Genomic DNA, 24,076 nt, shown 5'->3' with positions numbered 1-24,076 from the left:
GAATGGTACCAGATCAGGACGAGGGGATGCTGATCACCTGCCCGATATGCAGCGTCTCACCATTGATGTTGTTGGCTGACTTGAGCTTCTGCACCGACACCTGATTGCGCCGGGCGATGGCCGACAGGGTATCGCCGCGCCGGATTTCATACTCGCGCCTGTCCTCTGCGTTCCCCTGACGGTGGGCGATCAGGGTCCCGGGTGGCGGCGAGGCACGGAAGTGGCGACCCAGACCCGAGACAACCGCGTCCGCAATCTGGCGCTGATGGGATGCCTGGGTCAGGCGTTGCTCATCCGTCGGGTTGGAAATAAACCCGGTCTCAACAAGGATGGACGGAATATCCGGGCTCTTGAGCACCGCAAATCCCGCCTGCTCAACAGATGACTTGTGCAGTTTGCCCACCGTGTCCAGCTGATCGAGAACATTGGACCCGACCCCCATGCTGTACTCAATACTCGCCGTCATGGAAAGGTCCAGCAGCACGCCCGCCAGCATCTCGTCCTTGTCCTTGAGCGAGACACCGCCAACACCGCCGATCAGGTCAGCGCTGTTCTCACTCTCCGCCAACCAGCGCGCGGCCTCACTACTGGCGCCGTCCGTCGACAGCGCATACACCGATGCACCGCGCGGCCGCGGGGAGCGGAAGGCATCCGCATGCACGGACACAAACAGGTCCGCGTTATAGTCCCGGGCGATCTCGGTACGCTTGCGCAGACCGATGTAATAGTCGTCCTTGCGGGTCAGATAGGCCTCGTAGCCTTCCATGGCATTGATCCGGTCCACCATCCGCCTGGACAGTTCCATGGTGACGTGTTTCTCCTGAACCCCTGAGGGACCGATGGCCCCCGGGTCCTCGCCCCCATGACCGGCGTCCACCACCACAATGATGTTCCGGCGCTTGCTCTCGCTCTGGTCTTCCAGAACCGCTTCCTGCTCCTGCTCACGGGTCTTGTCGAGATCCATGAGATCGACGACCAGGCGGTGACCGTATTTCTGGTTCGGTTTGAGCTGGAAGCTGCGGGGTTCCACATCCTCCTTCATATCCAGCACCACGCGCAGGTCGCCGTTCTTCCGGCGGCCGGTGCGGATACGGCGGATGGGCGTCTCATCAAGGTCCAGCGCGCCGAGGTCGGTCTCAAGATCCGCCTGCTCCACGTCGATCACCAGCCGGCGGGGCGACTCCAGGGCAAACAGCCGGTGTTCCACGGAGCTGCCCGTCTCAAGCACCAGCCTTGTATGATCCGTCGCCGGCCAGATCCGGGCGTTATCAACCGGTGTGCCGGCCTGGGCCTGGGCCACGGCTGCCACCATCAGGGTCAGACCTGCCAGAAAACGTGTCATCCAGGTACTCATTGACTGCTGCTCCTGCCGGCCAGGGCCTGCCTGGCGGCCCCGGCAATCCGATCATTCGTATGAATCCGGGCGCTGCGCCCACTGCCCGCATCCGACAGCTCAACCCGGCATTCCGGCGCCGGAAGCACGCCCCCGGCACGCTCCGGCCACTCGATTACAACCAGAGCCCCTTCTTCCATGTAGTCGCGGATGCCCATCATTTCCAGTTCCTCAGGGTCACCGAGCCGATAGAGATCAAAGTGATAGACCTTCGGCGACAGCGCTTCATAGGGTTCCACCAGCGTGAAGGTCGGGCTGCGTACCGCGCCCTCATGCCCCAGCGCATGCATGAGTCCGCGCGCCAGGGTCGTCTTGCCAACGCCCAGATCCCCGACCAGGTGGATCACACCGCCGGCGGAACAGGCCTGCCCCAGGGCTGCCCCCAGGGCTTCCGTGGCCTGCTCATCCGGCAGCTCGAGAACCGTTGGCTCAGTCACGCTCCACCTCCGGAAGCACAGCAGCGGTGGCCACGCCGAACGCCTCCGTCAGGTCACCCGCCAGGAGACCATGCGAGCCGGTCCATTCCAGTGCGTGATCCGCAGCCGCCGCATGCCATGCGGCACCGGTAACGGCAGCGCCGAACGGCCCCAGACCCTGGCCCAGAAGCGCCCCCAGGGCGCCACTGAGGACGTCTCCCATGCCGGCCGTAGCCATGCCGGGATTACCGCCCTCGATGACAGCCGGCGTTCGCCCGGGCGCGCCCACAAGACTGCCGGCCCCCTTGAGAATCACGGTCGCCCCCTGCTGCTCAACCAGTGTCGCCAGGGCCTGATAGCGGTCGGCCTCGACCTCCGGCACGCTGGCCCCCAGCAACCGGGCCGCCTCGCCGGGGTGCGGCGTCAGTATCCACTGGCCAGCATCCGCCGGCACCCCCTGCTGCTGCATCAGTGCCAGAGCATCCGCATCCGCGACCACAGGCCCGGAAAAACCCGCCACCCGCTGCAGCATCTGCTGCCCCCAGGCGCTGCTCCCAAGACCGGGCCCAACCACGACCACATCCACGCGCTCCAGCAACGGGTCCAGATCATTACCATGCTCCACGGCCCGCGCCTGGATTTCCGGGCGTCGCGCCAGTGCCGCCGGCACATGGACACCCCGTGTTGCCAGGAACACCAGGCCGGCACCGCAGCGCAGGGCCGCCTCACCAGCCAGGATTCCGGCACCGCCCATACCTTCATCACCACCAACGACGAGCACACGACCGCATTCGCCCTTATGGGTGGTGGGATGCCTCCGGGGCAGATGGGTGAGCGCGGCTTCCGGCGACCAGAGCCACGCGGCAGGTTCCGGTTCCGCGTCATGGACCGCCGGATCCACGGAAAGATCGTCAAAACTCACAGGCCCGGTGCAGTCCCGCGCCCGCCCCGTGTACAGTCCTGCCTTGCGCCCGATAAAGGTGATGGTGGCCGCTGCCCGGACGGCCGTCCCCAGCACCCGACCCGTGCCACTGCACAGGCCAGACGGGATATCCACGGCGAGCACTGGCACTGGTGAGGCGTTGAGTTGATCGATCACCCCGGCATAGGGCGCACGGACCTCACCGGCAAGGCCGGTTCCGAGCAGGGTATCCACAACCAGATCCGATTCCGCCAACAGCGCACCGAACTGGCCTTCGTCCAGAGATTCAAATGATATGACGTCAACGCCGCTCTCACGGGCAAAGGCAAAGGCGGATGCCGCCGTACCGCTGAGCTTCGAGGGATTGGATACCGCCACACAGTGGCAGGCGATCCCCTGCTGGGCGGCCAGCCCGGCCACCACATAGCCATCGCCCCCGTTGTTGCCACCACCGCAAAGCACCAGCAGCTGACGCGCCTCCGGCCAGCGCCGGCGCGCCAGCCGGAATGCGGCTTTACCGGCCCGCTTCATCAGGTCAAAACCGTCCACCCCGAAGTCCTCGATGGCGGCTCGATCCAGGTTGCGTACCTGCTCAGCGGTGTACAATGGCAGCGGCTGGTTGGGCATATTTTCGCTCAAAAATGAACCAGTTATCACAATGCGGTTTAAGAAATCCGCACAGAACCCTGATAAGCATAGCAAATTCCGACTCAAACGCCATAGGACCGGATGACCAACGATCTTACCGCCACCGCTGAACAAATCCGTGACTGGGCCCACGAACTGGGCTTCCAGGCCGTTGGCATTACGGATACGGAGCTGGAGGAAACCGGCCAGCGACTGAACCAGTGGCTGGACAGGGGGCTGAACGCCGATCTCAGCTACATGGCACAGCACGGCGAGAAGCGCTACAGGCCGGCGCAACTGGTGGAAGGCACCGAACGGATCATCGCGGTCCGCCTGGATTACCGCCCCGAGCCCGACGCCCCGGACGCGGTCCTGGCCGACGACGAAAAGGCCTACATCACCCGCTACAGCCTCGGGCGGGATTACCATAAGCTCATGCGCAAGCGTCTGGCGAAGCTGGCTAAGTGGATCGACGAGGCACTACCCGGCTACTACCACCGCGCCTTCGTCGACAGCGCCCCGGTGATGGAAAAGCCCATCGCCGTGAAGGCAGGCCTGGGCTGGCAGGGTAAGCACACCCTGTTGCTGCACCCACAGGCGGGCTCCTGGTTCTTCCTGGGCGAGATCTACACCAGCGCCCCACTGCCGGTGGACGAGCCCTGGACCACCGACCACTGCGGCAGCTGCACCGCCTGCCTGGACGTCTGCCCCACCAACGCCTTCCCGGAACCCTATGTGCTGGACGCGGCCCGCTGCATCTCCTACCTCACCATCGAGAACAACGGCCCCATCCCGGAAGAACTAAGACCGCTGATGGGCAACCGCGTCTTCGGCTGCGACGACTGCCAGCTGGTCTGCCCGTTCAACAAGTTCAGTGAATCCACCGAGGAACCCGACTTCCAGCCCCGCCACGGACTGGACAACAGCACCCTGGCAGAGCTCTTCCTGTGGGACGAGGCAACTTTCCTGAAACGCACCGAGGGCTCCGCCATCCGGCGGGCGGGCTACGAGGGCTGGCTACGGAATCTGGCCGTGGGGCTGGGCAATGCCCCGAGCACCATTCCGGTGATCGAGGCGCTAAGAGCACGGGAGGACTTCCCGTCAGAGCTGGTGCGGGAGCATGTGCAGTGGGCCCTGCGCAGACACGGCATCGTTCAGGTATGATCTGACCCCACACCGAGCTCCCATACCTGACCACCAACGGAGGAACACTGAATCATGAGCTGGGAAGGACAACAGGCGCCGGATTTCCGGCTTCCGGATCAGGACGGAAACGAACACTCCCTGGCGGACTACCGCGGCCAGACGGTGCTGCTCTACGTCTACCCCAGAGACAATACACCGGGCTGCACCGTGGAGGCGCAGCAATTCCGAGACCGTCTTGAGGAGCTGCAGGCGCACGGCGTACAGGTCCTGGGCGTCAGCCGCGATACCGTCAAGTCCCACCGCAAGTTCGCGGACAAGGAATCACTGAACTTCCCGATCCTTGCCGACCCGGAACATGAGGTCCTCAAGGCCTACAACCTGCTCAAAGAGAAGACCATGTTCGGCAAGCCGGCTCTGGGCGTGAACCGGGAATCCTTCCTGATCGACGAACAGGGCGTGATCCGCAGGCACTACGCCAAGGTGAAGCCGGAAGCGCACGTGGATGAGATCCTGCAGGATCTGGAAGCCACAGCGTCATCCTGAGCGAGTTATGCAAGGACGCACGTCAACGTGAACGCGGACGGAATCGCATTCACAGTTCAAACAACGTCTTCCGGTAATGCTGAAGCTCGGCAATGGACTCGCGGATGTCGTCCAGCGCCTGGTGCGCCCCCTTCTTTTTGAAGCCTTCCAGGGCTTCGGGCTTCCAGCGCCGGGCCAGCTCCTTGACGGTGCTCACGTCCAGGTTGCGGTAGTGGAAGAAGGCTTCCAGTTCCGGCATGTAGCGGGCGAGAAAGCGCCGGTCCTGACAGATGCTGTTGCCGCAGATGGGCGAGGTGCGCGCGTCCACCCATTCCTTCAGGAAGGCGATGGTTTCCAGCTCGGCGTCGCGCTCGGTGAGGCTGCTCTCGCGCACGCGCCGGGTCAGGCCGGAATTGCCGTGGGTGGTGGTGTTCCACTCATCCATGCCCTCAAGCACCGCATCGGACTGGTGCACCGCCAGGACCGGGCCCTCGGCCAGGGCATTGAGGTCTGCATCGGTAACGATGGTGGCCACTTCGATGATGCGATCGCTGTCCGGGTCCAGGCCGGTCATTTCCAGGTCAATCCAGATCAGTCTCTGGGCCCGTTCGTTCTGCTGCGCCATGGCTGATGCGCTCCTTTTCCGATAGGCTGTTGGTTTGGCGTCATCTTCTCACAGCATCAAGACAAGACCCAGTGCCCCGCAAACGCAACCTTTCCCACCAGCAGCAGCGCCGTATCCAGTCCCGCCAGGAACAGTGGCAGGACGCCACACGCGAGCAAGGCCATGACGGCACCGTGGTGGCGCACTTCGGGGGCGAGCTGCTGATCGACTATCCCGTGGAGGCCGGCTGGGAGCAGCGCCGCGCCCAGCCGAGGGCTAATCTGGGCGGCCTGGTCGCCGGCGACCGGATCGTGTGGCGCGAGGAGGAAAACGGTACTGCCGTAGTCGTAGCAAGACAGCCACGCGAGCGCGAGCTCCAGCGCCCGGACCGCTACGGCCGGCTCAAGACCATGGCCGCCAACATCGACCGGCTGGTGCTGGTCATCGCGCCAGCACCGGCACCCCAGCCGGCGCTGATGGACCGCTACCTGGCGGCGGCGGAGATCCACGGGCTGTCCGTGGTCATCCTGCTGAACAAGGCGGACCTGCTGGACGAGGACAGCATGGAGCTTCTGGAGGAAGTCCTCGCTCCCTACCAGGACCTCGGTTATGAAGTGGCACTTACCTCAGCCTCTGACGGCGAGGACAGCGCCCTGCCCGAGCCGCTGGATGACGCGGTCACCAGCATCATTGCCGGGCAGTCCGGGGTCGGCAAATCCAGCCTGATCCGCCGCTGGCTTCCCGGCACCGAGATCCGCACGGGTGACCTCACCCGCCGCGGCGAAGGCACCCACACGACAACCACGGCCTGCCTATACCGGCTGGCCAACGGCGGCGCCATTATCGATTCCCCCGGCATACGGGAGTTCGGCCTCTGGCACATGGACCCGGAGGTGGTCATCGACGGTTTCCCGGACGTGCGGGAATGGATCGGCCATTGCCGGTTCCGGGACTGCCGGCACGAGAAGGAACCGGGTTGTGCCCTGCAGAAAGCCGTGGAAAACGGGGAGCTGGATCCCCAGCGGATGGAACACTACCTCATGATCCGGGATGAGGCCGAGGCCGGCAGGACTACCAGTTGACCTCGGATTCTTCCACCTGGCTCTCCCGGGCGCGCTCCATCCAGTTATCATTGGCCATGGTCTCGCGATCCTCGGCACTCGCTGTATCGCTGGACTCACGCTCCTCGATGGCTTTCTGCGCGGCTTCGGTCAGCACAATGATCGAAATCCGGCGATTGACGGGAGCCTGCGGATTTTCCTTGTTGAACAGTACTGAGTCCGCCAGCCCCACGATCCGGCCGATGTGGCTCTCGGGAACGCCACCGGCCACCAGCGTGCGCCGGGCGGCATTGGCGCGGTCGGCGGACAGTTCCCAGTTGGTGTACTGCTCGTTGGTCTGGGCAAAGGGCGTGCGATCGGTATGGCCCGTAATGCTGAGCCTGTTGGAGACCTTCGCCAGGGGCTCCGCCAGTTCGAACAGAATGTCCCGGGAGTAGGGCTGAAGCTCGTCGCTGCCGCTGGCGAACATGGGTCGGTTGGAGCGATCCACGATCTGGATCCTCAGCCCCTCATCGGTAATGTCGATCAGGAGCTGATCCTTGAACTTCTGAAGGGTCTCGCTTTCCTCAAGTTTCTGATCCAGTTCCTGCATGAGCTGCTCGGTCTGGCGACGCTCCATGGCCTCCGCCAGCTCTTTAACGTTGTCCTCGTTCAGGCTCAGCGGCTCGGGCGCGACGTCACTCGGCCCCTCATTACGCGTCACCGCCGGCGCTCCGCCAAGATCCACAGGGTTCGGATTGCCACCCTCCTCGTAACCAACAGGGTCGGAGAAATAGCGCGAGATGTCTTCCTTCTGTTCCGGTGTGGCCTGGTTGGTCGCCCACATCACCAGAAAGAACGCCATAAGGGCCATGGCGAAGTCTGCGAACGCCACTTTCCAGGCGCCGCCATGATGGCCGCCACCCTTTTTCTTGACGCGCTTGACGATGATCGGTCGATCTTCCACTGCTTACCTCCGACCCCGATCACCTGCGCCGGTATCAGCGCGAACGGACATGATCATCCAGCTCCTGGAAGCTGGGCCGCGATTCGGTTGGCAGGACCTTGCGCCCGAATTCGATGGCCATCTGTGGTGCCTGGCCGGAGACAGTGGCGAGCAGTGAGTTCTTCACGCACTCGTAGCACTTCATCTCCTCGTCGACCTGGCGCTCCATGGTCTTGCTGATTGGCCCCACGTAACCGTACGCCGCCCAGATACCGGTCAGGGTACCAGCCAGCGCCGCGCCAATAAGGCTGCCAATCTGCGAGGTCTCTCCTCCCAGATAGCCCATGGTGATGATGATTCCAAGGATCGCGGCCACGATGCCGAGCCCCGGCAGGGCATCCGCGACGGAGCCGACCGCGTGCGCGGGTTCCTTGAGCTCTTCCTCACGCTTTTCGATCTCCTGGTCCATCAGCCCTTCCAGTTCATGGGCCGCCATGTTGCCGGTGCTCATGATTCTCAGGTAATCGGTAATGAAATGGAGCAGTTCCTCCATCTTCATGATGGCAGGATAACGGGTGAAGATCTGGCTCTCCTCAGGGTCATCCACATCCGCCTCGATGGCCATGATGCCCTGCTTCCGGGACTTGTCGAACACGTCATACATCAGGCTCAGGAGATCCATGTTGAACGCCTTGTTGAAAGGCGTGCCCATGATGAGCCTCGGCCAGGCGGCAAAGGTCGCCTTGACGGTGTGGAAGCTGTTGCCCATCAGAAAGGCGCCGAAAGCAGCGCCGAATATGACCAGGAGCTCGGTGGGCTGCCACAGTACGGGCAGATTGCCCCCATGCAGCACATACCCGACCAGCACGCTGAACGTGACCACTACCGCGCCGATGATGATGAGCATGGGTTAGCGTAACTCCTGCTGGACTGGTCTCGGGTGGGGATACGACCCGCCGCTAATTCTGGACCAGACCAGACGCACCCGCAAATCGCACAGCATCTGACTGCACCCAGGTCGCGCTATAGCGGCAAAAGTAAAGGACAAAGTGAGTACAGTTCGTTGGGCCGAGACTTGCGAGTCGGCTTCCTGCCGTTGGGTTTCCGTCCCCGAGGCTCCCCCTACTCAATTCGCCCAGAAAGCGCTATATTTTATGTGTGGTACTCTGGTATGGAGTTTGACATTGGAAAATTCTGAACATGTTCGCTATCAGTTGATTGACGGCGACTTCTCAGCCGAAGAGGCTAAGACCATTCTCCTGGCTTTGATCGAACACAAGATCCAATTCCACCGAAAAGACAGGTTCAGCCAGCAGGAACGGCTAGGCGATATCAGCGAGCAGAGCAACCGGCGTATTGAGCAGCTACTACAGACCAAGGCCGATTTGACGGAACTGATCGCCAGCGCAGGTTCGGAAGATGAACGACTGTCAATCAACTGCGTCATAGATATTACCCGTATTCCTGAGTAACCGGCTTGTTATCAAGTCTTCAGCCTACTTCAGGTCTCTGTCCTCGAACCGACTCAGCCTTGGGTTCACTCGGACGCTCTCATGCTTTGGTGGAGATGTACATCGTCCAGCTGACGTAGCAGCTCCAGTATGACGGGCTTATCATATCGGCGTTTCTCAGTGATGGCGTAAAAGTACTCATAAACATCTGGCAGCTCTCCATACTCCACGAGCATTCCTGAGCGCAGCTCATCCTTGACGACGACCTTCGGCAGCACGGCAGCAAAATTGGAATCCCTGGCGAGCAGACGCAACATGGCCATATCATCGACCTCTGCCACGATGACAGGCGTTACCCCCATACGCCTGCAGTAGAGGTCAAACGAGGCTCGGAAACCACTACTACGCCCTGGAAGGAGCAGCGGGACGCCATCGATATCAGAGACACGGCTCGACGTCTCCATGAGGCGGGGAGGCCCTACAATGCTGCCCACCTGACGGGCAATTTCTTGGCAGGACCGGATGCCTGCCGCTCCCGGGGTTACAGCGGTATTCGACAGGATCAGATCCAGGCTGTGATTTTCCAAAGCTTTGAGCAGATCATCCAGACGCCCCGAGCTGAGCGTCATGTTCACATCGCTACTGCCGATCAGCGGGGACAGGAAAGCCTCCTGGAAGTTCCGCGAGAGCGTGGAAACGGCCCCAACATGGACATCCCGCGTCCTACCTTCTTTACCCTCTGAAAGAAGCCCAACCAGTTCGGCACCGGATTGAAAGATTTCCTCGGCATGACGCATGGCCACACGCCCGGCCTCGGTGAGTTGGAGAGCTCGCCCCTGGCGGTCAAACAAAGTCTGGCCCAACGCCGATTCGAGGCGATGCACGTGGGTGGAAACCGCAGACTGAGCCACATGGAGCTGATCAGCGGCGCGCGTCAGGTTGCCAAGCCGTCCAACCCACCAGAAATGGTAAAGGTGGTGGTAGTTAAGCCTGTTCAATCTAAAAAACAGATCGTTTGGTTCCATAGTTTCTATTTTTAATATGTTTTTAACCAGCTGACAATCCCGGCAAACAGAGTTGACCCAAGAGGTGCTGTCCTATGCCGTGGTTTTTTGACCTGAACGGTTACCTTCCGGCCCTGCTTCCCTTGGCCTGGCTGAGTGCTGCCTTCATTCCATGCCTTCCGAAGCTGCATCGCCAGCATTGGCTCCTCACCCAGGTATTCGCTTCCGCTGCCGTCGTATTAGCTTTTGCGATATTGGCCACAACACTCCACTCAGCAACGCCCACCCACCATTTTCCGCTGCTCGCTGCAGACTCATTGAGCGCGGTGATGGTCCTGATGACGTCCCTTGTGGGCTGGTCCATCCTGCGCTTCTCCAGAAACTACATTGATGGCGAGCCCGGGAGACTGCGTTTTACGCTTTGGTTCTCACTCACGCTGACAAGCGTCACTGTTCTGGTCCTTGCCAGTCACCTTGCCGTGCTTGCACTTGCCTGGCTGGCCACCAGCCTCAGCCTTCACCGGCTGCTGGTGTTCTACCCTGATCGCGCCAAGGCGCTGCTTGCGGCCCACAAGAAGTTCCTGGTCAGCAGGCTGGCGGACATCATGCTCGTCACCGGTTTTGTCCTGATCGCTCAGGGGCTTGGCAGTGCCGATATCGCAATGATCAATGAACGGCTTCAGGCAGGAGCAGGCAACGGGGCCCTGAGTCTGGAAGTGGCGGCCGTGCTGATTGTTCTGGCGGCAGCGCTCAAGTCCGCCCAGCTGCCCTTCCACGGCTGGCTCATCCAGGTGATGGAGGCACCCACGCCGGTTTCCGCGCTCCTCCACGCCGGGGTCGTCAATATGGGCGGCTACCTGCTGATCCGCCTCTCCCCGCTGCTCGAGGCCACGCAGTTCGCGGTCTGGCTGCTCCTTGCCATCGCACTGGCCACGGTGGCCATCGCGTCCCTGGTCATGATGACCCGCATCAGCATCAAGGTGATGCTCGCCTGGTCCACTACGGCACAGATGGGGTTCATGCTCCTTGAGTGCGCGCTGGGCCTGTATCATCTTGCGCTGGTTCATCTCGTTGCACACTCGTTCTACAAGGCCCACACCTTCCTCAGCTCGGGACAGGCGCCCATGCAGTCGCTGATCAGGCGCGGCAGCAATGAGGTGGGCCGCCCGCGACCGGCAATCTGGGTTCTCGCGCTTTCAGCCGGCCTCGGCATCTTCATGCTGGGTCATTACGTGTTCGGGAAGCCCATCACCATGGCAACACTTCTGACCGGCGCCGTGCTGGTAACAGCGGTTGCCTCACTGCTGGCGGAACTCGGCGGGGCGCTGGGTCACGCTGGTTGGCGTAAGGCACTCGCGGCATCATTCGCCATCACCGGCGCCTACCTGCTGGCGGAACAGATTTTCGGGGGGCTCGTGCCAGCCTCGGCAATGCCGCCCGCGCCATCGGCCTTTCTGTTGGCAGCAGGCGTCCTCGCACTTCTTCTGGTGGCGCGGGCGCACATCATGCACCGCCCTGAGGCGCGGCTTTGGCAGCGCGTGCGTCCCCTGCTGTTCAACGGCCTGTACCTGGATGAAGCGTTCACGCGGATCACCTTCACTCTCTGGCCTCCCAAGCCGCGCGCCCGCCGTGAGCAACCGGAACCCGCCCCCATCTACCCGGATGAAGGAGTCTCATCATGACCCTCAACCAAGCCTGCCTCAATCAGTATGCGGAATCCTCCAATCCCGGGGAGGTTCATGACCTCGTCGAGAGAGTTGGCGGACTGATCACACCCTCGTGGCCGCTGGATCAGTTCATAACGGTCAACCCGTTCTGGCATATGACGGATCAGCCCATTGAGTCCGTTGCCGCGAAACTGGCGACGCGTCAGGGGGCCAGGTTGCTGATGCCACGCCCCTATTATCGCCGCCTGTGGGAAACAGGCCACATCAGCGAAGACCACCTGCAAAGGGCAGCCACTGAATACGGAAGCTGTTTTAACACCAGAACACTGGTCCAGGCGGTGCAGAAGGACATAAAGCCGTCCACCATGCACTCCTTCTCGATGGTACTGGACCGTTACGGTCCAAGCAGCGAGAACGAGTTCTGGCATGAGATGATCGTGCACCAGATCAGCCAGTTCTGCGGCGCCTGGTTTGACCAGGGACAGGCGCAGTGGCCAATCGGCGATCGCGGCGGCCTCTACGAGGAATGGCTGGCCCAGGTCGTGCATGAGCGGGGCATTGCCATTGTCTCGGGACTGCCCCGACTGCACAGGGCCTTTGCATCACTGCCCGACCAGCCGGAAGAACTCATCGCCCTGGCACTGGCCGAGCAGGCCATTCCCCACGCCTCGGCAGAAGCCTACCTCCACCACCTGTTGCTGACCATCCATGGCTGGGCCAGCCATTGCGCATGGCACAGCTGGCAGCGTGATCTTGGCCTGGATGGCAGCGACGACTGCCTGCGCGATCTGCTCGCCATCCGTCTTGCCTGGGAACTGGTTCTCTACCGCCTCCACAAGGGCCTGACGCTGGAGCAGGAATGGCTCGAGGAAAAGGAGCGCTGGCCCCTTCTGGACGACCATAACCGGGCGGCACAACGACCGGACTGGATCTGGCAACGGGCCAGCGAGCTGGCCTACCAGCAGCCGCTTGCACGCTTCCTGCCCGCGTGGGGTTGCCATCACCAGGAAGAGCCAACCAGGTCCTTCGAGCGCATCGAGGCCGTGTTCTGCATCGACGTGCGCTCGGAGGTACTGCGCCGTCACCTGGAAGCGGTCTCGCCATCCATCCGCACCCATGGGTTTGCCGGCTTCTTTGGCGTCCCTGCCACCCGTGCCGTCCCCGGTCTCGCGCATGAGCAGGGCCACCTGCCCGGGCTCCTCGCGCCACAGGTGCGCATGCAGCATCCTGACGTGTCCGGAGAGGCCGCCAGCGAAAACCGCCTGGAACTGACCAGATCAGCGCACTGGCAATCCTTCAGCCTGGCCCCGCCCGCCATCTTCGGCTACGTGGAATCGCTGGGATGGCTCTACGGCCTCAAGCTGCTTGCCGGTACCCCCGGCATCAGCCACCCCCCCGCTGCCCTGAACAGTTTCCACGGGCACGGGGAGCCGTTCGGGAAACCGGAGCTCCATGCACTCGAGACGGGCAAAGCCCTGGATGTCGAATCCAAGGCGCAGATCGCGTTCAATGCGCTCACTGGCATGGGCATGACCCGGACTGACGCTGGCGTGGTCCTGCTCGTGGGTCACAAGAGCCCGACCACCAATAATCCTCACGCAACCTCGCTGCATTGCGGTGCCTGCTGCGGCCAGAGCGGATCATCCAACGCCCGGGCCCTGGCCGGACTGCTCAACGACCCGAACGTGCGCAACCAGCTTGAGGCGCTGGGCTGCGATATCGCCGCACACACCCTGTTCCTGCCGGCGGTTCACGATACGGTTACCGATGAGGTCACGCTCCTTGATACCAGCCAGATCCCCGCCTCCCATCACATGGTGGTGACGCGTGTCGAATCCACGCTGGCAGAGGCGGGTCAGCGAACCCGGGATGAACGCGCGGAACGCTTCGGTCTCTCCCCGCACCGGGGCGGGCGGCTTCTCAATGCCCTGGGTCGCCGTCGAAAGGACTGGTCACAGGTCCGTCCCGAATGGGGGCTGGCGGGCAACGCGAGCCTGATCGTGGCGCCACGGGAGCGCTCCGGCCACCTGAAACTCGCGGGGCGTACCTTCCTGCATGACTACGACTGGCACCAGGACTCGAACGCGCAGGTACTGGAGCTGATCATGACCGCGCCGATGGTCGTGAGCCACTGGATCAACTTCCAGTACTACGCCTCCACCGTCGACAACCGGCATTACGGCGCCGGCAACAAGGTGCTGCACAACGTCGTGGGCGGCCATATCGGCGTATTCGAGGGCAACGGCGGCGACCTGCGCACCGGGCTGCCGCTGCAGTCGCTACACGACGGGTCCGCCTGGGTGCACCAGCCACTGAGGCTCTCGGTGTTCATTGAGGCACCTGCCGGTGCGATCGATCAGGTTATCGACAGAAATCCATCGGTCCGGAACCTGTTTGAGAATGGCTGGCTTCACCTTTTCCGCATCGATGGCGGAGATCAGGTCATCGAACGGCGGACACGGGAATCAGGATGGCATGCCTTTTCTGGAGAGGCTCATCAATAAATCGAATATCTCGAACTATAAAAATTATTTTTTCGATTTTTTCGAAATCAATAACTCATTAAGGTCTGGATTCCGAATCCGGTAGGCCCATGACGAAACAGCACACGGCGGGAGAAAGCTGTAATCGTGGAAAAGATCACCAACCACCTCCGAGAGCTGGAAGCTGAGGCGATTCATGTTATCCGGGAGGTGGTCGCCTGCTTTGAGAATCCCTGTATCTTCTTCTCACCTCAAGGAAATGCTGGCGGCGAAGACCACCAAGCGCGAGGGGCGTCTGCTCGACAGGGATCAGACCGGGTCCATGGAGAAAAAGAAGCGCGAAGGCTACTTCTGACCGGAGTCCAGCTAATGGAGACTATGACATGACGATCAAAAAGGTGCTCATTGCCAACCGGGGCGAGATTGCCGTCCGGATTGCCCGCGCCTGCCAGGAGCTGGGCATCACGGCGGTCGCCATCTACTCGGAAGCGGACCGCTATTCGCTGCATGTCAAAAAGGCCGATGAGGCCCACTGCATCAGTCAGGATCCGCTCTCCGGGTACCTCAATCCCCATCAGGTGGTGAACATGGCCGTGGAGACAGGGTGCGATGCCCTGCACCCCGGCTACGGATTCCTGTCCGAGAACGAGACCCTTGCTGCCGTCTGCCGGGATCGTGGGGTCCAGTTCATCGGCCCGGCCTCGGAAGTCATCCACGGCATGGGTGATAAGACCGAGGCGCGTAACACAGCCATCCGCGCCGGCGTTCCGGTAACACCGGGCTCCGAGGGCAACCTGGAGGACGTGGAAGACGCGGTTGCCCAGGCCGGGCGCATCGGCTACCCGGTCATGCTCAAGGCCACCTCCGGCGGGGGTGGCCGTGGTATCCGCCGCTGTGACAGCGAGAAGGAACTGCGCCAGAACTACGAGCGGGTCATTTCCGAGGCCACCAAGGCCTTTGGCAGTGCCGAGGTCTTCCTTGAGAAGTGCATCGTCAACCCGCGCCACATCGAGGTCCAGGTCCTGGTCGACCGCCAGGGCAACGCCATCCACCTCTACGAGCGTGACTGCTCCGTGCAGCGGCGCAACCAGAAGCTGATCGAGCTGGCACCATCGCCACAGCTGACCGAGCAGCAGCGCGAGTACCTTGGCGATCTGGCCGTACGGGTGGCGAAGGGCTGTGGCTACGAGAACGCCGGTACCGTGGAATTCCTGCTGGACGACAGTGGTGAGTTCTACTTCATGGAGATGAACACCCGGGTGCAGGTGGAGCACACCATCACCGAGGAAATCACCGGCGTGGATATCGTGAAGACCCAGATCCGCATCGCCGCGGGCGAGCCCCTGCCGTACAGCCAGTCCGACATCAGCTACCGGGGCTTCGCCGCCCAGTTCCGGATCAACGCCGAGGACCCGCAGAACGGCTTCCTGCCGAGCTTCGGGCGCATCAGCCGCTATTACTCCGCCGGCGGCCCCGGGGTGCGGACGGACGCGGCCATGTACACGGGGTATGAGATTCCGCCGCACTACGACTCCATGTGCGCCAAGCTCATCGTCTGGGCCCTCAGCTGGGAGGAGCTGCTGGAACGCAGCCGGCGTGCCCTGAACGACATGGGCATCTACGGGGTCACCACCACCATCCCCTACTACCAACAGATCCTCCAGAACCCGGAGTTCCGCGCGGGCGGGTTCAACACCAGCTTCGTTGAGAACCATCCGGAACTGCTCGAATACAGCACCAAGTCCAGGCCCGAATCCGTCGCCACCGCCATCGCCGCGGCCATTGCCGCCCAGGCTGGCCTGTGAGCCCCGAATCAGGAGAAACATCATGAGCCAACGCAAGATCCACATCACCGACGTCATCCTGCGCGACGCCCACCAGTCCCTGATCGCCACGCGCCTGCGGACCGAGGACATGCTCCCTGCCTGCGAGTGGCTGGACCAGGCCGGCTACTGGTCCCTGGAATGCTGGGGCGGCGCCACCTTTGACGCCTGTGTCCGCTTCCTCAAGGAAGACCCCTGGGAGCGGCTGCGCCAGCTGAAAAAGGCGCTGCCCAATACCCGGCTGCAGATGCTGCTGCGCGGGCAGAACCTGCTGGGCTACCGCCATTACGCGGACGACGTGGTCGAGGCATTCGTGCAGAAGGCGGCGGACAACGGCATCGACGTCTTCCGTATCTTTGACGCGCTCAACGACGTGCGCAACCTGGAAACCAGCATCCGCGCCGTGAAGAAAACCGGCAAGCACGCCCAGGGCACCCTCTGCTACACGGTCAGCCCGGTCCATGGCACCGAGGCGTTCCTGGAGCAGGCCAAGACCATGGTGGACCTGGGCGTGGACAGCATCGCCATCAAGGACATGGCGGGCCTGCTCACACCCGCCGCCACGTCCGAGCTGGTCAGCGGCCTGAAGCAGCGCTTCGACGTGCCGGTCTTCCTGCACTCCCACTACACCTCGGGCATGGCCAGCATGTGCCAGTGGGCCGCCGTGGAGGCGGGCGTGGACCACCTGGATACCGCCATTTCCTCATTCGCCGGCGGCACCAGCCATCCGCCCACCGAGTCCGTAGTGGCCGCACTCCATGACGCCGGCTACGAAACCGGGCTGGACCTGGAGAAGCTGGACAGCATCGCCCGCCACTTCCGGGAGGTCCGGAAGAAGTACCACCAGTTCGAAAGCGAGTACAACGGCGTGGACACCACTGTCCTGCTCTCCCAGGTCCCGGGTGGCATGATGTCCAACCTTGCCAACCAGCTGAAGGAACAGGGCGCGCTGGACCGCATCCAGGACGTGTTCCGCGAGATCCCGAAGGTCCGGGAGGAGCTGGGCTATCCCCCTCTGGTCACACCGACCTCCCAGATTGTGGGGACCCAGGCGGTGATCAACGTCCTCTCGGACAGCCGTTACGGCACCATCACCAACGAGGTGAAAAAGTACCTCCAGGGCTGGTACGGCAAGGCGCCGGGCGACGTGGACCAGAATCTGCAGCAGCGTGCCGTGGGCAAGGAGGAGCCGGTCGAGGAACGCCCGGCCAACCTGCTGGCCAACGAGTTCCACAAACTGAAGGATGAGGTCGCCGACGTCGCCGAATCCGAGGAGGACGTGCTCACCTACGCCATGTTCCCGGATCAGGCACGGACCTTCCTGGAACAGCGCCGCGACGGCACTCTCCAGCCGGAAGTCCTGGAGCCGGCACCCTCGGAGAACGCCTCCGGCCACGTCCCCACCGAGTTCCGCATCCAGGTCCATGGCGAGACCTACGACATCCAGGTGACCGGGGTAAGCCCCGGTGGCGATGACCGGCGTCGGTTCTACATGACCGTCGATGGTGTCCCCGAAGAGATCGAACTGGAAGCCGTCGGTGAGTCCGCCCCGGGCGGTGGTCAGCGGGCCCGAGCCACCAGGGAGGGCCACGTGACCACCAGCATGCCCGGCAACATCGTGGATGTGGTGGTCAGGGAGGGCGACAGCGTCGCCGCCGGCGACCCGGTGCTGATCATCGAGGCCATGAAGATGGAAACCGAGGTGAAGGCGCCGGTAGCCGGCTCCGTCACGGCCGTGCACATCACTAAGGGCGACCGGGTCACCCCCGGTGAGGTACTGGTCGAGATCGAATAGTCTCGTCCGCACCCGGGGCCTCTGGTATCCTTCGGCCGAATACGGACGATACCGAGGCCCCAATGCCATCCCTTCCTATGATTCTTGAGCCGGATACCCTGCATCAGCACCTCCATGATGAGAACCTGCTGCTGGTGGATCTTTCCGGCCCGGAGCATTACACGGAAGCCCATATCCCGGGTGCCATCCACGTTCACCCCCGCGAGACCCGGGGCGCTGCCTCACCCGTACCGGGTCTTTTGCCGGAAAAGGCGGAGCTCGAACAGCTGCTTGGGCGGATCGGTCTCAAACCGGAGCACCACGTGGTCGCCTACGATGATGAGGGTGGCGGCTGGGCCGGGCGCTTCATCTGGCTGCTGGAGTCCGTGGGTCACCGCAACTGGAGCCTTCTCAACGGCGGGCGCATCGCCTGGATCCGCGAAGGCTACCCAACCAGCACCGAGGTGTCAGAGGCCACCGAATCCTCGCGTCCGGCCCTCACCCTGGACCCCTCGACAACAGCGGATCTCGAAGAAGTGCTCGAGGCCGTCAGAGCCGGCAACACCGCCATCTGGGATGCACGCGCCCCTGCGGAATACCGTGGCGAGCGCCAGTCCGCGGCCCGCTCCGGTCACATACCCGGCGCGGTCAACCTGGAATGGACCGAGATCATGGACCCGGAGCGCAACTACCGCCTGCTGCCGGAAGACCGGCTCCGGGAAACCCTGACCTCGCTCGGTATTGAACCCTCGAAACCCGTCATCACCCACTGCCAGAGCCATCACCGCTCCGGGCTCACCTACGTCGCCGCCCGTGCCCTGGGATACCACGACGTGCGCGCCTACGCCGGCTCCTGGGCGGAATGGGGCAACCGCACGGAGACCCCCGTCGAATGATGCATTCCCTGCTCGACAGCGGCTTCATCGCCGCCCAGCACCTGGCCCCCCAGCACGGCCTGTCACGCCTGGCCGGGCGCGTGGCGGACTCCCGGCATCCCGCCCTGCGCCGGCGCCTGATCAATGGCTTCATCCGCCGCTATGGTGTGGACATGAGCGAGGCAGCGGACCCGGATCCGGAGGCCTACGCCAGCTTCAATGACTTTTTCACCCGGCCTCTGCGCGATGACGCCCGCCCCATCGAAGGCGACGAGCGCACGCTGGTCTGCCCGGCAGACGGGGCCATCAGCCAGAGCGGCACCATCAGCCGTGGGCGCCTGTTCCAGGCCAAGGGCCAGAGCTTTTCCGCGGCGGAGCTGACCGCCCGGCCCGAACCCGAACTGGCTGCCTTCGAGCAGGGCCGGTTTGCCACCATCTACCTGTCTCCGAAGGACTATCACCGGGTGCATATGCCTGTGACCGGCACCCTTGAGGCAACCACTACCATCCCAGGTCGTCTGTTCTCGGTGAACCCGGCCACCACCCGTAATGTGCCGAGGCTCTTTGCGCGCAACGAGCGGCTGGTCGCCTGGTTCCGTACCGAATACGGGCCCATGGCGGTGGTGATGGTCGGCGCCATGATCGTGGCAGGCATCGAAACGGTCTGGGGAGGCCGGGTTGCGCCCGGGGCGCGAAGCATCCGCCATGCCGCACACGATGGACCTCACCTGGCACGCGGCGCCGAGATGGGCCGGTTCTATCTGGGCAGCACGGTCATACTGATGCTGCCCAGGGGCGCCTTTGAGCCGACGGGTGAACTGACCCCAGAGCAGAGCGTTCGAATGGGCGAGCCGTTGTTCCGCGCCAGCTGACCCCCGGCCTCAGAGGCGTTCCCGGGAAAAGGCCATCACCTCATCCAGGGAACCGGCTCCAGTCCGATGCATGAGCAGGCGGTCCACCCCCATGGCCATACCGCTGCACGGAGGCAGACCTGCCTCCAGCGCCTCCAGAAACCTGACGTCCGGCTCTGGGATGGGCTGACCCGCCTCGCGGCGGCGCGCATTATCCGCCTCGAACCGCCGACGCTGCTCCGTGGCATCCAGAAGCTCCTCGTAGGCGTTGCCGATCTCGATCCCGTCCAGATAGAGCTCGAACCGGCGTGCTACCGGGACACCGCCGACCTCGGTAACCGCTGCCAGTGCACACTGGTCGGAAGGATAATGCTGAACGATCACAGGGCCCTGCTCTGCCAGGGCCGGCTCCACACAGCCGCTCATCAGCAGATCCAGAGCCTCCCCCCGGTTCAGCTGCTCCCGGGGAATGCCGCTGACCGCTGAAGCCCGTTCCGCCAGCCGGGCGGGCTCGTCCCGCCATGGATCCACACCGGCATGCGCCTGCATCAGCTCCCGGTATTCCGCGACATGGGGGCGCGGACTCTCCAGCACCTCCTGCACCAGATCACCGACCTCCACAACGAGGGCCTCCAGGTCGAAACCGACCCGGTACCACTCCAGCAGCGTGAACTCCGGATTGTGGCGCCGGCCCTGCTCACCTGCGCGAAAGACCGGCCCGATCTGGTAGATGGAGCCGGATCCAGCGGCCAGCAGGCGTTTCATAAAGTATTCCGGGGAGGTCTGAAGCCAGGCTTCCAGACCATCAACAGTCACCGGCAGGGTCTCAATGGCGGGTTCGGTAACGGTATGGCGGCCCAGAACCGGCGTCTGGACCTCAAGCACCCCGCGTGTGTCGAAGAAATCCCGCAACGCCCGGAGCAGGTGGGCCCGGGCGCGCAGCATCGCGGGGGTGGCACCCGGCTCCCAGCTCATCCGTTGCGGACGCGGGAGACGTACTCGTTCTTGCGGGTATCCACGCGGATGACTTCGCCGATTTCCATGAACAGCGGCACGTTCACCACGGCACCGGTGGACAGGGTCGCCGGCTTGGAGCCGCCCTGGGCGGTATCCCCCTTAACGCCCGGATCCGTGTCCACCACTTCCAGGTCCACGAAGGCCGGCGGTGTGACGTTCAGCGGGGCACCGTTGTACAGTGTGACGGTGTAGACGTCCTGTTCCTTGAGCCACTTGGCGGCATCACCCACGGCGCGCTCGTCCGCAGCGAACTGCTCAAAAGAACCGTCAGTCTTCATGAAGTGCCAGAACTCGCCGTCGCTGTAGACGTACTCCATGTCGAACTCAAGCACATCCGCCGCCTCCAGGGTCTCCCCGGACTTGAAGGTGCGTTCCCAGACCCGGTTCGTCATCAGGTTGCGCAGCTTCACGCGGCTGAACGCCTGGCCCTTTCCGGGTTTGACGAACTCATTTTCAACAATCACGCAGGGGTCGCCGTCGAGCATGACTTTCAGCCCGCCGCGGAATTCGTTGGTAGAATAGGTCGCCATCGATGCCTCGCTCGAATTGCCAGTAAACTTGGGATGCCAATGATACAGTCCGGTCACGCGCCTGTCGAAACCACAACCATCGCCAGCGACCGCCCCCGGTGGCAGAAGGAGCTGGGGCAGGCCGTTACCACGCCTGAAGCCCTGTGCCAGCGCCTGGCGCTACCGGAATCCATGCTAGCCGGCATGGCACCCGGTCACCGCCAGTTCCCGGTCCGGGCGCCGGAACCCTGGCTGCGGCGGATCGAGCCCGGCAATCCGGACGACCCGCTGCTGCGCCAGATCCTGCCCCTGCCCGAGGAAGGCGAGGACCAGCCCGGCTATGTGAGTGACCCACTGGAGGAAGTCAGTGGCGACAGTGCCAGCGCCACCTCAGGGCTTGTACACAAGTACGCCTCCAGGGCCCTGCTCATGGTCACCGGTGCCTGCGCCATCAACTGCCGCTACTGTTTCCGGCGCCACTTCCCCTATGAGGAACACCAGCTGGGCGGCTCCGACTGGCAGGCTGCCCTGGACCGGATCGATGCCGACCCGGCGATCAACGAGGTGATCTTCAGCGGCGGCGACCCGCTCGCCAGCCCGGACCGGCTCCTGGCCCGGCTCGCTGCGGCGGTGGCCAGTATCGACCATGTGCGCCGCCTGCGCATCCACACCCGGCTTCCCGTGGTCATCCCCCAGCGGGTGAATACCGACCTGCTGGACTGGCTTGGTGGATCACCACTGCAGAAGGTGATCGTGGTGCACATCAACCACCCGGCGGAAATCGACGACGACGTCCATGCTGCGCTGAGGGCACTGGCCGGCGCCGGGGCCACGCTACTGAACCAGGCGGTTCTGCTGCGCCGGATCAACGATGAGGCCGATACCCTGGAGCAGCTCAGCGAGCGCCTGTTCGAGTGCGGTGTTCTCCCCTATTATCTGCACGCGTTTGACCCCATCGCGGGCGCCGCACACTATGACCCCGGTGATGAAAGGGCCCGGGCACTGACCCGGACCCTGCTGGAACGGCTCCCCGGCTTTCTGGTACCGAAGCTGGTGCGGGAAGTCCCCGGCCAACCTGCCAAACAGCCCCTGAATCTTTAAAGTCGTTGTGAAATCAACGGCAAAAGCCTGTTGCGCTTGCTATTCTCCCGACCCTGGACTTGTATTGTAAGCGGACACCCAGAAACCAGCGGTAATGATCAATGGCGGGCAAAGCAGGAAAGCCGGATCTCGCGCTTCCGGAACAGAAGCTCAGCAGTCTATCCTTCTGTGAGGCGTCCCCACGCGCCTTCAGGGAATGGGTCGACGGGCTGCCGATCGCCAATGTGGGTGAGTCCGCACGCCAGCTTTACCATGCCGTCATCGAGCTTAACCAGCTCGATATCACTCCAGCCCTGAGAATGAAGCTGCTAGGCCAACTGCGTCCGCAGCTGAACTTCATCTGTGACCAGCTGTCCCAGCATTTTCTGGGGCGATCCATCGCTCTGACGGAAAAGCAGCGCAAAGTCGCCAACCTTGCTCAGGCCCTGCAGCGCCACCTGGCCACGGGCTACAAGATCGTCGTGAGCCAGCTCGCCGATACGCCCAATCCGGACAAACAGAAGATGGCCAATGCCCAGGCCTGCCATCGGGCGATCTCCAGCCTCGGCAGCACGCTTCTGCGGGCCAGCCAACTGTACGCGCCCAGCCCCGGCGGCACCTGGTACGAAGCCCACCAGATCTTCAGCTGGGCACTCGCACGCCAGATCACAGGCATTGCCATCGAGGATCCGGTCAACCAGCACCACCGCAGGAGTACTGTTGAGGATGCCTACAAACGGCTGCTGCTGCTTGGCTGCTGCCGACCGAATCAGCTTCGCCAGAAGGAGCTGGCGGAAGTTTACAGCCTGTTCGAGTGCTGGACCGCCCATACCCGGATCCTCCAGCGCGGCATGAATGACGCGCTCTTTGTGATCAATCTCGGCCAGGATGCCCCCCCGACTTACCGCAACCTGCTCCGGACACCGCTGACCACGCAGCACATCGGCTTCGACAGCACCGAACTCGCGGAGGGCCTGGCCGCACTGGCGAACAACCGGAACGCCGCCCCACCGGCGGATGCCCCTGAACTGCCCGTGAAGGTCAGTGATGCACTGCTCATGCACCTGGGCCAGGCTCTGGGGGTCCTGACCCAGCGCTCCTACAGGCGTATCGAGAGCTCCGGCAGCCTGCAGGTCGCGGTTGGCATGACCTCCGTACACTATTTTTCCTCCGGCCAGGTGGCCTTCAACCGCTTCGTGGACAGCCAGGACACAGAGCCGTCGCAGAACGTCTTCCTGGGCGCGGCGCAGCGGCGCAATGATCCCTGGGCCAGCGCCTTCGACGCCGGACACCATGAATCCATGACCTCTCCGGATGCGCCAATCAATTTCCGGGGCTCGGGCGGCGATATGGCCGGTGACAGCGAGCATGCCTACCCGCTTTACGAAGTCAGCCTGGAGAACACCAGCCCTGGCGGCTACTGCATCAACTGGGATGCGGAGATGCCGTCCAGCCTTCAGACTGGCGAGATCCTGGGCGTGCGCGAAAATGTCGATCACCCCTGGAGCGTCGCCTTGATCCGGTGGATCCGCCAGGGCGGTCAGCGCAGTGCCCAGCTCGGTATTGAACTGCTGGGCCCTGGCGCGATGCCCTGCGCGCTGCGCCTCGACAACAAGAGCGGCAGTGGCAGTGAGTTCCTGCGGGGACTGCTGCTGCCGGAACTGAGTGCCATCGGCCAGCCGGCAACCCTGCTGACGCCACGCATGCCCTTCCAGACCGGGCACCGCATCACGCTGCTGCGTGACGGCGAGCAGGAAACAGCCCAGCTCAGCCGGCGTGTATCCGCCACCAGCAGCATCAGTCAGTTTGAGCTGCGATTCCGTGGCCCATCAGGCAAAGACCGATCCGGCACCAGTGACGACGATGACTTTGCTTCACTCTGGCAATCGCTGTAAAACTGTGGCCTGCAATCAATTCAGGGAGTTC

Annotated in this window: 21 protein-coding genes and 1 pseudogene; 13 read left to right on the top strand and 9 right to left on the bottom strand. The window is 63.2% G+C overall.

Going from position 1 to position 24,076, the window contains the following annotated elements:
• Nucleotides 1-13: 13 nt before the first annotated feature.
• Genes GLW01_RS01420 through GLW01_RS01410 form a run of 3 tightly spaced genes read right to left on the bottom strand, consistent with a single transcriptional unit; the run spans nucleotide 14 to nucleotide 3,358 of the window.
• A complete protein-coding gene (locus GLW01_RS01420; protein ID WP_160897891.1) occupies nucleotides 14-1,354 on the bottom strand; it encodes an N-acetylmuramoyl-L-alanine amidase in 1,341 nt (446 codons plus the stop codon).
• On the bottom strand, nucleotides 1,351-1,830 hold the full coding sequence (gene tsaE, locus GLW01_RS01415; protein WP_160897890.1) for a tRNA (adenosine(37)-N6)-threonylcarbamoyltransferase complex ATPase subunit type 1 TsaE: 480 nt from the start codon (nucleotides 1,828-1,830) through the stop codon (nucleotides 1,351-1,353). Before tsaE ends, GLW01_RS01420 begins: the two co-directional genes overlap by 4 nt.
• Nucleotides 1,823-3,358: an NAD(P)H-hydrate dehydratase gene (locus GLW01_RS01410; RefSeq protein ID WP_160897889.1), complete on the bottom strand. Its 1,536-nt coding sequence runs from the start codon at nucleotides 3,356-3,358 to the stop codon at nucleotides 1,823-1,825. Before GLW01_RS01410 ends, tsaE begins: the two co-directional genes overlap by 8 nt.
• 102 nt (nucleotides 3,359-3,460) lie before the next feature.
• On the opposite strand from GLW01_RS01410, the gene queG reads away from it, so the two are divergent.
• Complete coding sequence (gene queG, locus GLW01_RS01405; RefSeq protein ID WP_160897888.1) at nucleotides 3,461-4,522, top strand: tRNA epoxyqueuosine(34) reductase QueG; 1,062 nt, start codon at nucleotides 3,461-3,463, stop codon at nucleotides 4,520-4,522.
• Nucleotides 4,523-4,576: 54 nt separating this feature from the next.
• Nucleotides 4,577-5,047, top strand: a complete 471-nt coding sequence (bcp, locus tag GLW01_RS01400; protein WP_160897887.1) for a thioredoxin-dependent thiol peroxidase — start codon at nucleotides 4,577-4,579, stop codon at nucleotides 5,045-5,047.
• A 49-nt stretch (nucleotides 5,048-5,096) separates the two neighbouring features.
• On the opposite strand, the gene orn is transcribed toward bcp, so the two are convergent.
• Entirely contained in the window at nucleotides 5,097-5,651 is a 555-nt protein-coding gene (gene orn, locus GLW01_RS01395) for an oligoribonuclease (RefSeq protein WP_160897886.1), read from the bottom strand.
• 71 nt (nucleotides 5,652-5,722) lie between these two features.
• Here orn and rsgA point away from each other — a divergent pair, with 71 nt between their 5' ends.
• Nucleotides 5,723-6,712 (top strand): ribosome small subunit-dependent GTPase A, encoded by a 990-nt coding sequence (rsgA, locus tag GLW01_RS01390; RefSeq protein ID WP_340162424.1) that lies wholly within the window; start codon nucleotides 5,723-5,725, stop codon nucleotides 6,710-6,712.
• Here the strand turns inward: rsgA and motB are convergent.
• Entirely contained in the window at nucleotides 6,702-7,637 is a 936-nt protein-coding gene (gene motB, locus GLW01_RS01385; protein ID WP_160897884.1) for a flagellar motor protein MotB, read from the bottom strand. The two genes, rsgA and motB, sit on opposite strands and share 11 nt — an antisense overlap.
• Nucleotides 7,638-7,671: 34 nt before the next feature.
• Entirely contained in the window at nucleotides 7,672-8,523 is an 852-nt protein-coding gene (gene motA, locus GLW01_RS01380; RefSeq protein ID WP_151441070.1) for a flagellar motor stator protein MotA, read from the bottom strand.
• Between the two features lie 277 nt (nucleotides 8,524-8,800).
• Here motA and GLW01_RS01375 point away from each other — a divergent pair, with 277 nt between their 5' ends.
• Complete coding sequence (locus tag GLW01_RS01375; protein WP_160897883.1) at nucleotides 8,801-9,088, top strand: hypothetical protein; 288 nt, start codon at nucleotides 8,801-8,803, stop codon at nucleotides 9,086-9,088.
• A gap of 65 nt (nucleotides 9,089-9,153) precedes the next feature.
• Here the strand turns inward: GLW01_RS01375 and GLW01_RS01370 are convergent, their stop codons facing one another.
• Complete coding sequence (locus GLW01_RS01370) at nucleotides 9,154-10,092, bottom strand: LysR family transcriptional regulator (RefSeq protein WP_160897882.1); 939 nt, start codon at nucleotides 10,090-10,092, stop codon at nucleotides 9,154-9,156.
• Nucleotides 10,093-10,166: 74 nt separating this feature from the next.
• Here GLW01_RS01370 and GLW01_RS01365 point away from each other — a divergent pair, with 74 nt between their 5' ends.
• From GLW01_RS01365 to asd, 7 genes and pseudogenes are all read left to right on the top strand, one after another.
• A complete protein-coding gene (locus tag GLW01_RS01365) occupies nucleotides 10,167-11,753 on the top strand; it encodes an NADH-quinone oxidoreductase subunit L (RefSeq protein ID WP_160897881.1) in 1,587 nt (528 codons plus the stop codon).
• Complete coding sequence (locus GLW01_RS01360; protein ID WP_160897880.1) at nucleotides 11,750-14,242, top strand: YbcC family protein; 2,493 nt, start codon at nucleotides 11,750-11,752, stop codon at nucleotides 14,240-14,242. The genes GLW01_RS01365 and GLW01_RS01360 overlap by 4 nt, the downstream gene beginning before the upstream one ends.
• A 229-nt stretch (nucleotides 14,243-14,471) precedes the next feature.
• Nucleotides 14,472-14,576 (top strand): annotated as a pseudogene (locus GLW01_RS01355) (sulfate adenylyltransferase subunit CysD); the annotation flags it as partial.
• Between the two features lie 28 nt (nucleotides 14,577-14,604).
• A complete protein-coding gene (locus GLW01_RS01350) occupies nucleotides 14,605-16,026 on the top strand; it encodes an acetyl-CoA carboxylase biotin carboxylase subunit (RefSeq protein WP_160897879.1) in 1,422 nt (473 codons plus the stop codon).
• Nucleotides 16,027-16,048: 22 nt separating this feature from the next.
• Nucleotides 16,049-17,839, top strand: coding sequence for a sodium-extruding oxaloacetate decarboxylase subunit alpha (oadA, locus tag GLW01_RS01345; RefSeq protein ID WP_160897878.1), 1,791 nt, complete (start codon nucleotides 16,049-16,051; stop codon nucleotides 17,837-17,839).
• Nucleotides 17,840-17,901: 62 nt separating this feature from the next.
• Entirely contained in the window at nucleotides 17,902-18,714 is an 813-nt protein-coding gene (locus GLW01_RS01340) for a sulfurtransferase (protein ID WP_160897877.1), read from the top strand.
• Nucleotides 18,711-19,565, top strand: coding sequence for an archaetidylserine decarboxylase (gene asd, locus GLW01_RS01335; protein WP_202405508.1), 855 nt, complete (start codon nucleotides 18,711-18,713; stop codon nucleotides 19,563-19,565). Before GLW01_RS01340 ends, asd begins: the two co-directional genes overlap by 4 nt.
• Nucleotides 19,566-19,574: 9 nt before the next feature.
• Here asd and epmA read toward each other — a convergent pair whose 3' ends face one another.
• Nucleotides 19,575-20,519 carry an EF-P lysine aminoacylase EpmA gene (gene epmA, locus GLW01_RS01330; RefSeq protein WP_160897876.1) on the bottom strand — a complete coding sequence of 315 codons (945 nt, stop codon included), beginning with the start codon at nucleotides 20,517-20,519 and terminating at the stop codon, nucleotides 19,575-19,577.
• On the bottom strand, nucleotides 20,516-21,091 hold the full coding sequence (gene efp / locus GLW01_RS01325) for an elongation factor P (RefSeq protein ID WP_151441063.1): 576 nt from the start codon (nucleotides 21,089-21,091) through the stop codon (nucleotides 20,516-20,518). Before efp ends, epmA begins: the two co-directional genes overlap by 4 nt.
• A 39-nt stretch (nucleotides 21,092-21,130) precedes the next feature.
• Here efp and epmB point away from each other — a divergent pair, with 39 nt between their 5' ends.
• Nucleotides 21,131-22,171, top strand: coding sequence for an EF-P beta-lysylation protein EpmB (gene epmB, locus GLW01_RS01320; RefSeq protein ID WP_202405507.1), 1,041 nt, complete (start codon nucleotides 21,131-21,133; stop codon nucleotides 22,169-22,171).
• Between the two features lie 101 nt (nucleotides 22,172-22,272).
• Nucleotides 22,273-24,045 (top strand): GTPase, encoded by a 1,773-nt coding sequence (locus tag GLW01_RS01315; protein WP_160897874.1) that lies wholly within the window; start codon nucleotides 22,273-22,275, stop codon nucleotides 24,043-24,045.
• Nucleotides 24,046-24,076: the final 31 nt, after the last annotated feature.

The organism is Vreelandella halophila (assembly GCF_009856365.1).
In the GTDB taxonomy this organism is placed as follows: Bacteria; Pseudomonadota; Gammaproteobacteria; order Pseudomonadales; family Oleiphilaceae; genus Halospina; species Halospina utahensis_B.
Note: the sequence above shows the minus strand (reverse complement) of the source record. Positions and strands in the feature narration are given on the sequence as shown.

What these genes read in the sequence shown, in the direction of transcription:
- GLW01_RS01420 (WP_160897891.1), bottom strand. Translation starts at nt 1,354, where the DNA reads ATGAGTACCTGGATGACACGTTTTCTGGCAGGTCTGACCCTGATGGTG.
- GLW01_RS01410 (WP_160897889.1), bottom strand. Translation starts at nt 3,358, where the DNA reads ATGCCCAACCAGCCGCTGCCATTGTACACCGCTGAGCAGGTACGCAAC.
- queG (WP_160897888.1), top strand. Translation starts at nt 3,461, where the DNA reads ATGACCAACGATCTTACCGCCACCGCTGAACAAATCCGTGACTGGGCC.
- bcp (WP_160897887.1), top strand. Translation starts at nt 4,577, where the DNA reads ATGAGCTGGGAAGGACAACAGGCGCCGGATTTCCGGCTTCCGGATCAG.
- orn (WP_160897886.1), bottom strand. Translation starts at nt 5,651, where the DNA reads ATGGCGCAGCAGAACGAACGGGCCCAGAGACTGATCTGGATTGACCTG.
- motA (WP_151441070.1), bottom strand. Translation starts at nt 8,523, where the DNA reads ATGCTCATCATCATCGGCGCGGTAGTGGTCACGTTCAGCGTGCTGGTC.
- GLW01_RS01370 (WP_160897882.1), bottom strand. Translation starts at nt 10,092, where the DNA reads ATGGAACCAAACGATCTGTTTTTTAGATTGAACAGGCTTAACTACCAC.
- GLW01_RS01365 (WP_160897881.1), top strand. Translation starts at nt 10,167, where the DNA reads ATGCCGTGGTTTTTTGACCTGAACGGTTACCTTCCGGCCCTGCTTCCC.
- GLW01_RS01360 (WP_160897880.1), top strand. Translation starts at nt 11,750, where the DNA reads ATGACCCTCAACCAAGCCTGCCTCAATCAGTATGCGGAATCCTCCAAT.
- GLW01_RS01350 (WP_160897879.1), top strand. Translation starts at nt 14,605, where the DNA reads ATGACGATCAAAAAGGTGCTCATTGCCAACCGGGGCGAGATTGCCGTC.
- oadA (WP_160897878.1), top strand. Translation starts at nt 16,049, where the DNA reads ATGAGCCAACGCAAGATCCACATCACCGACGTCATCCTGCGCGACGCC.
- GLW01_RS01340 (WP_160897877.1), top strand. Translation starts at nt 17,902, where the DNA reads ATGCCATCCCTTCCTATGATTCTTGAGCCGGATACCCTGCATCAGCAC.
- asd (WP_202405508.1), top strand. Translation starts at nt 18,711, where the DNA reads ATGATGCATTCCCTGCTCGACAGCGGCTTCATCGCCGCCCAGCACCTG.
- epmA (WP_160897876.1), bottom strand. Translation starts at nt 20,519, where the DNA reads ATGAGCTGGGAGCCGGGTGCCACCCCCGCGATGCTGCGCGCCCGGGCC.
- efp (WP_151441063.1), bottom strand. Translation starts at nt 21,091, where the DNA reads ATGGCGACCTATTCTACCAACGAATTCCGCGGCGGGCTGAAAGTCATG.
- epmB (WP_202405507.1), top strand. Translation starts at nt 21,131, where the DNA reads ATGATACAGTCCGGTCACGCGCCTGTCGAAACCACAACCATCGCCAGC.
- GLW01_RS01315 (WP_160897874.1), top strand. Translation starts at nt 22,273, where the DNA reads ATGGCGGGCAAAGCAGGAAAGCCGGATCTCGCGCTTCCGGAACAGAAG.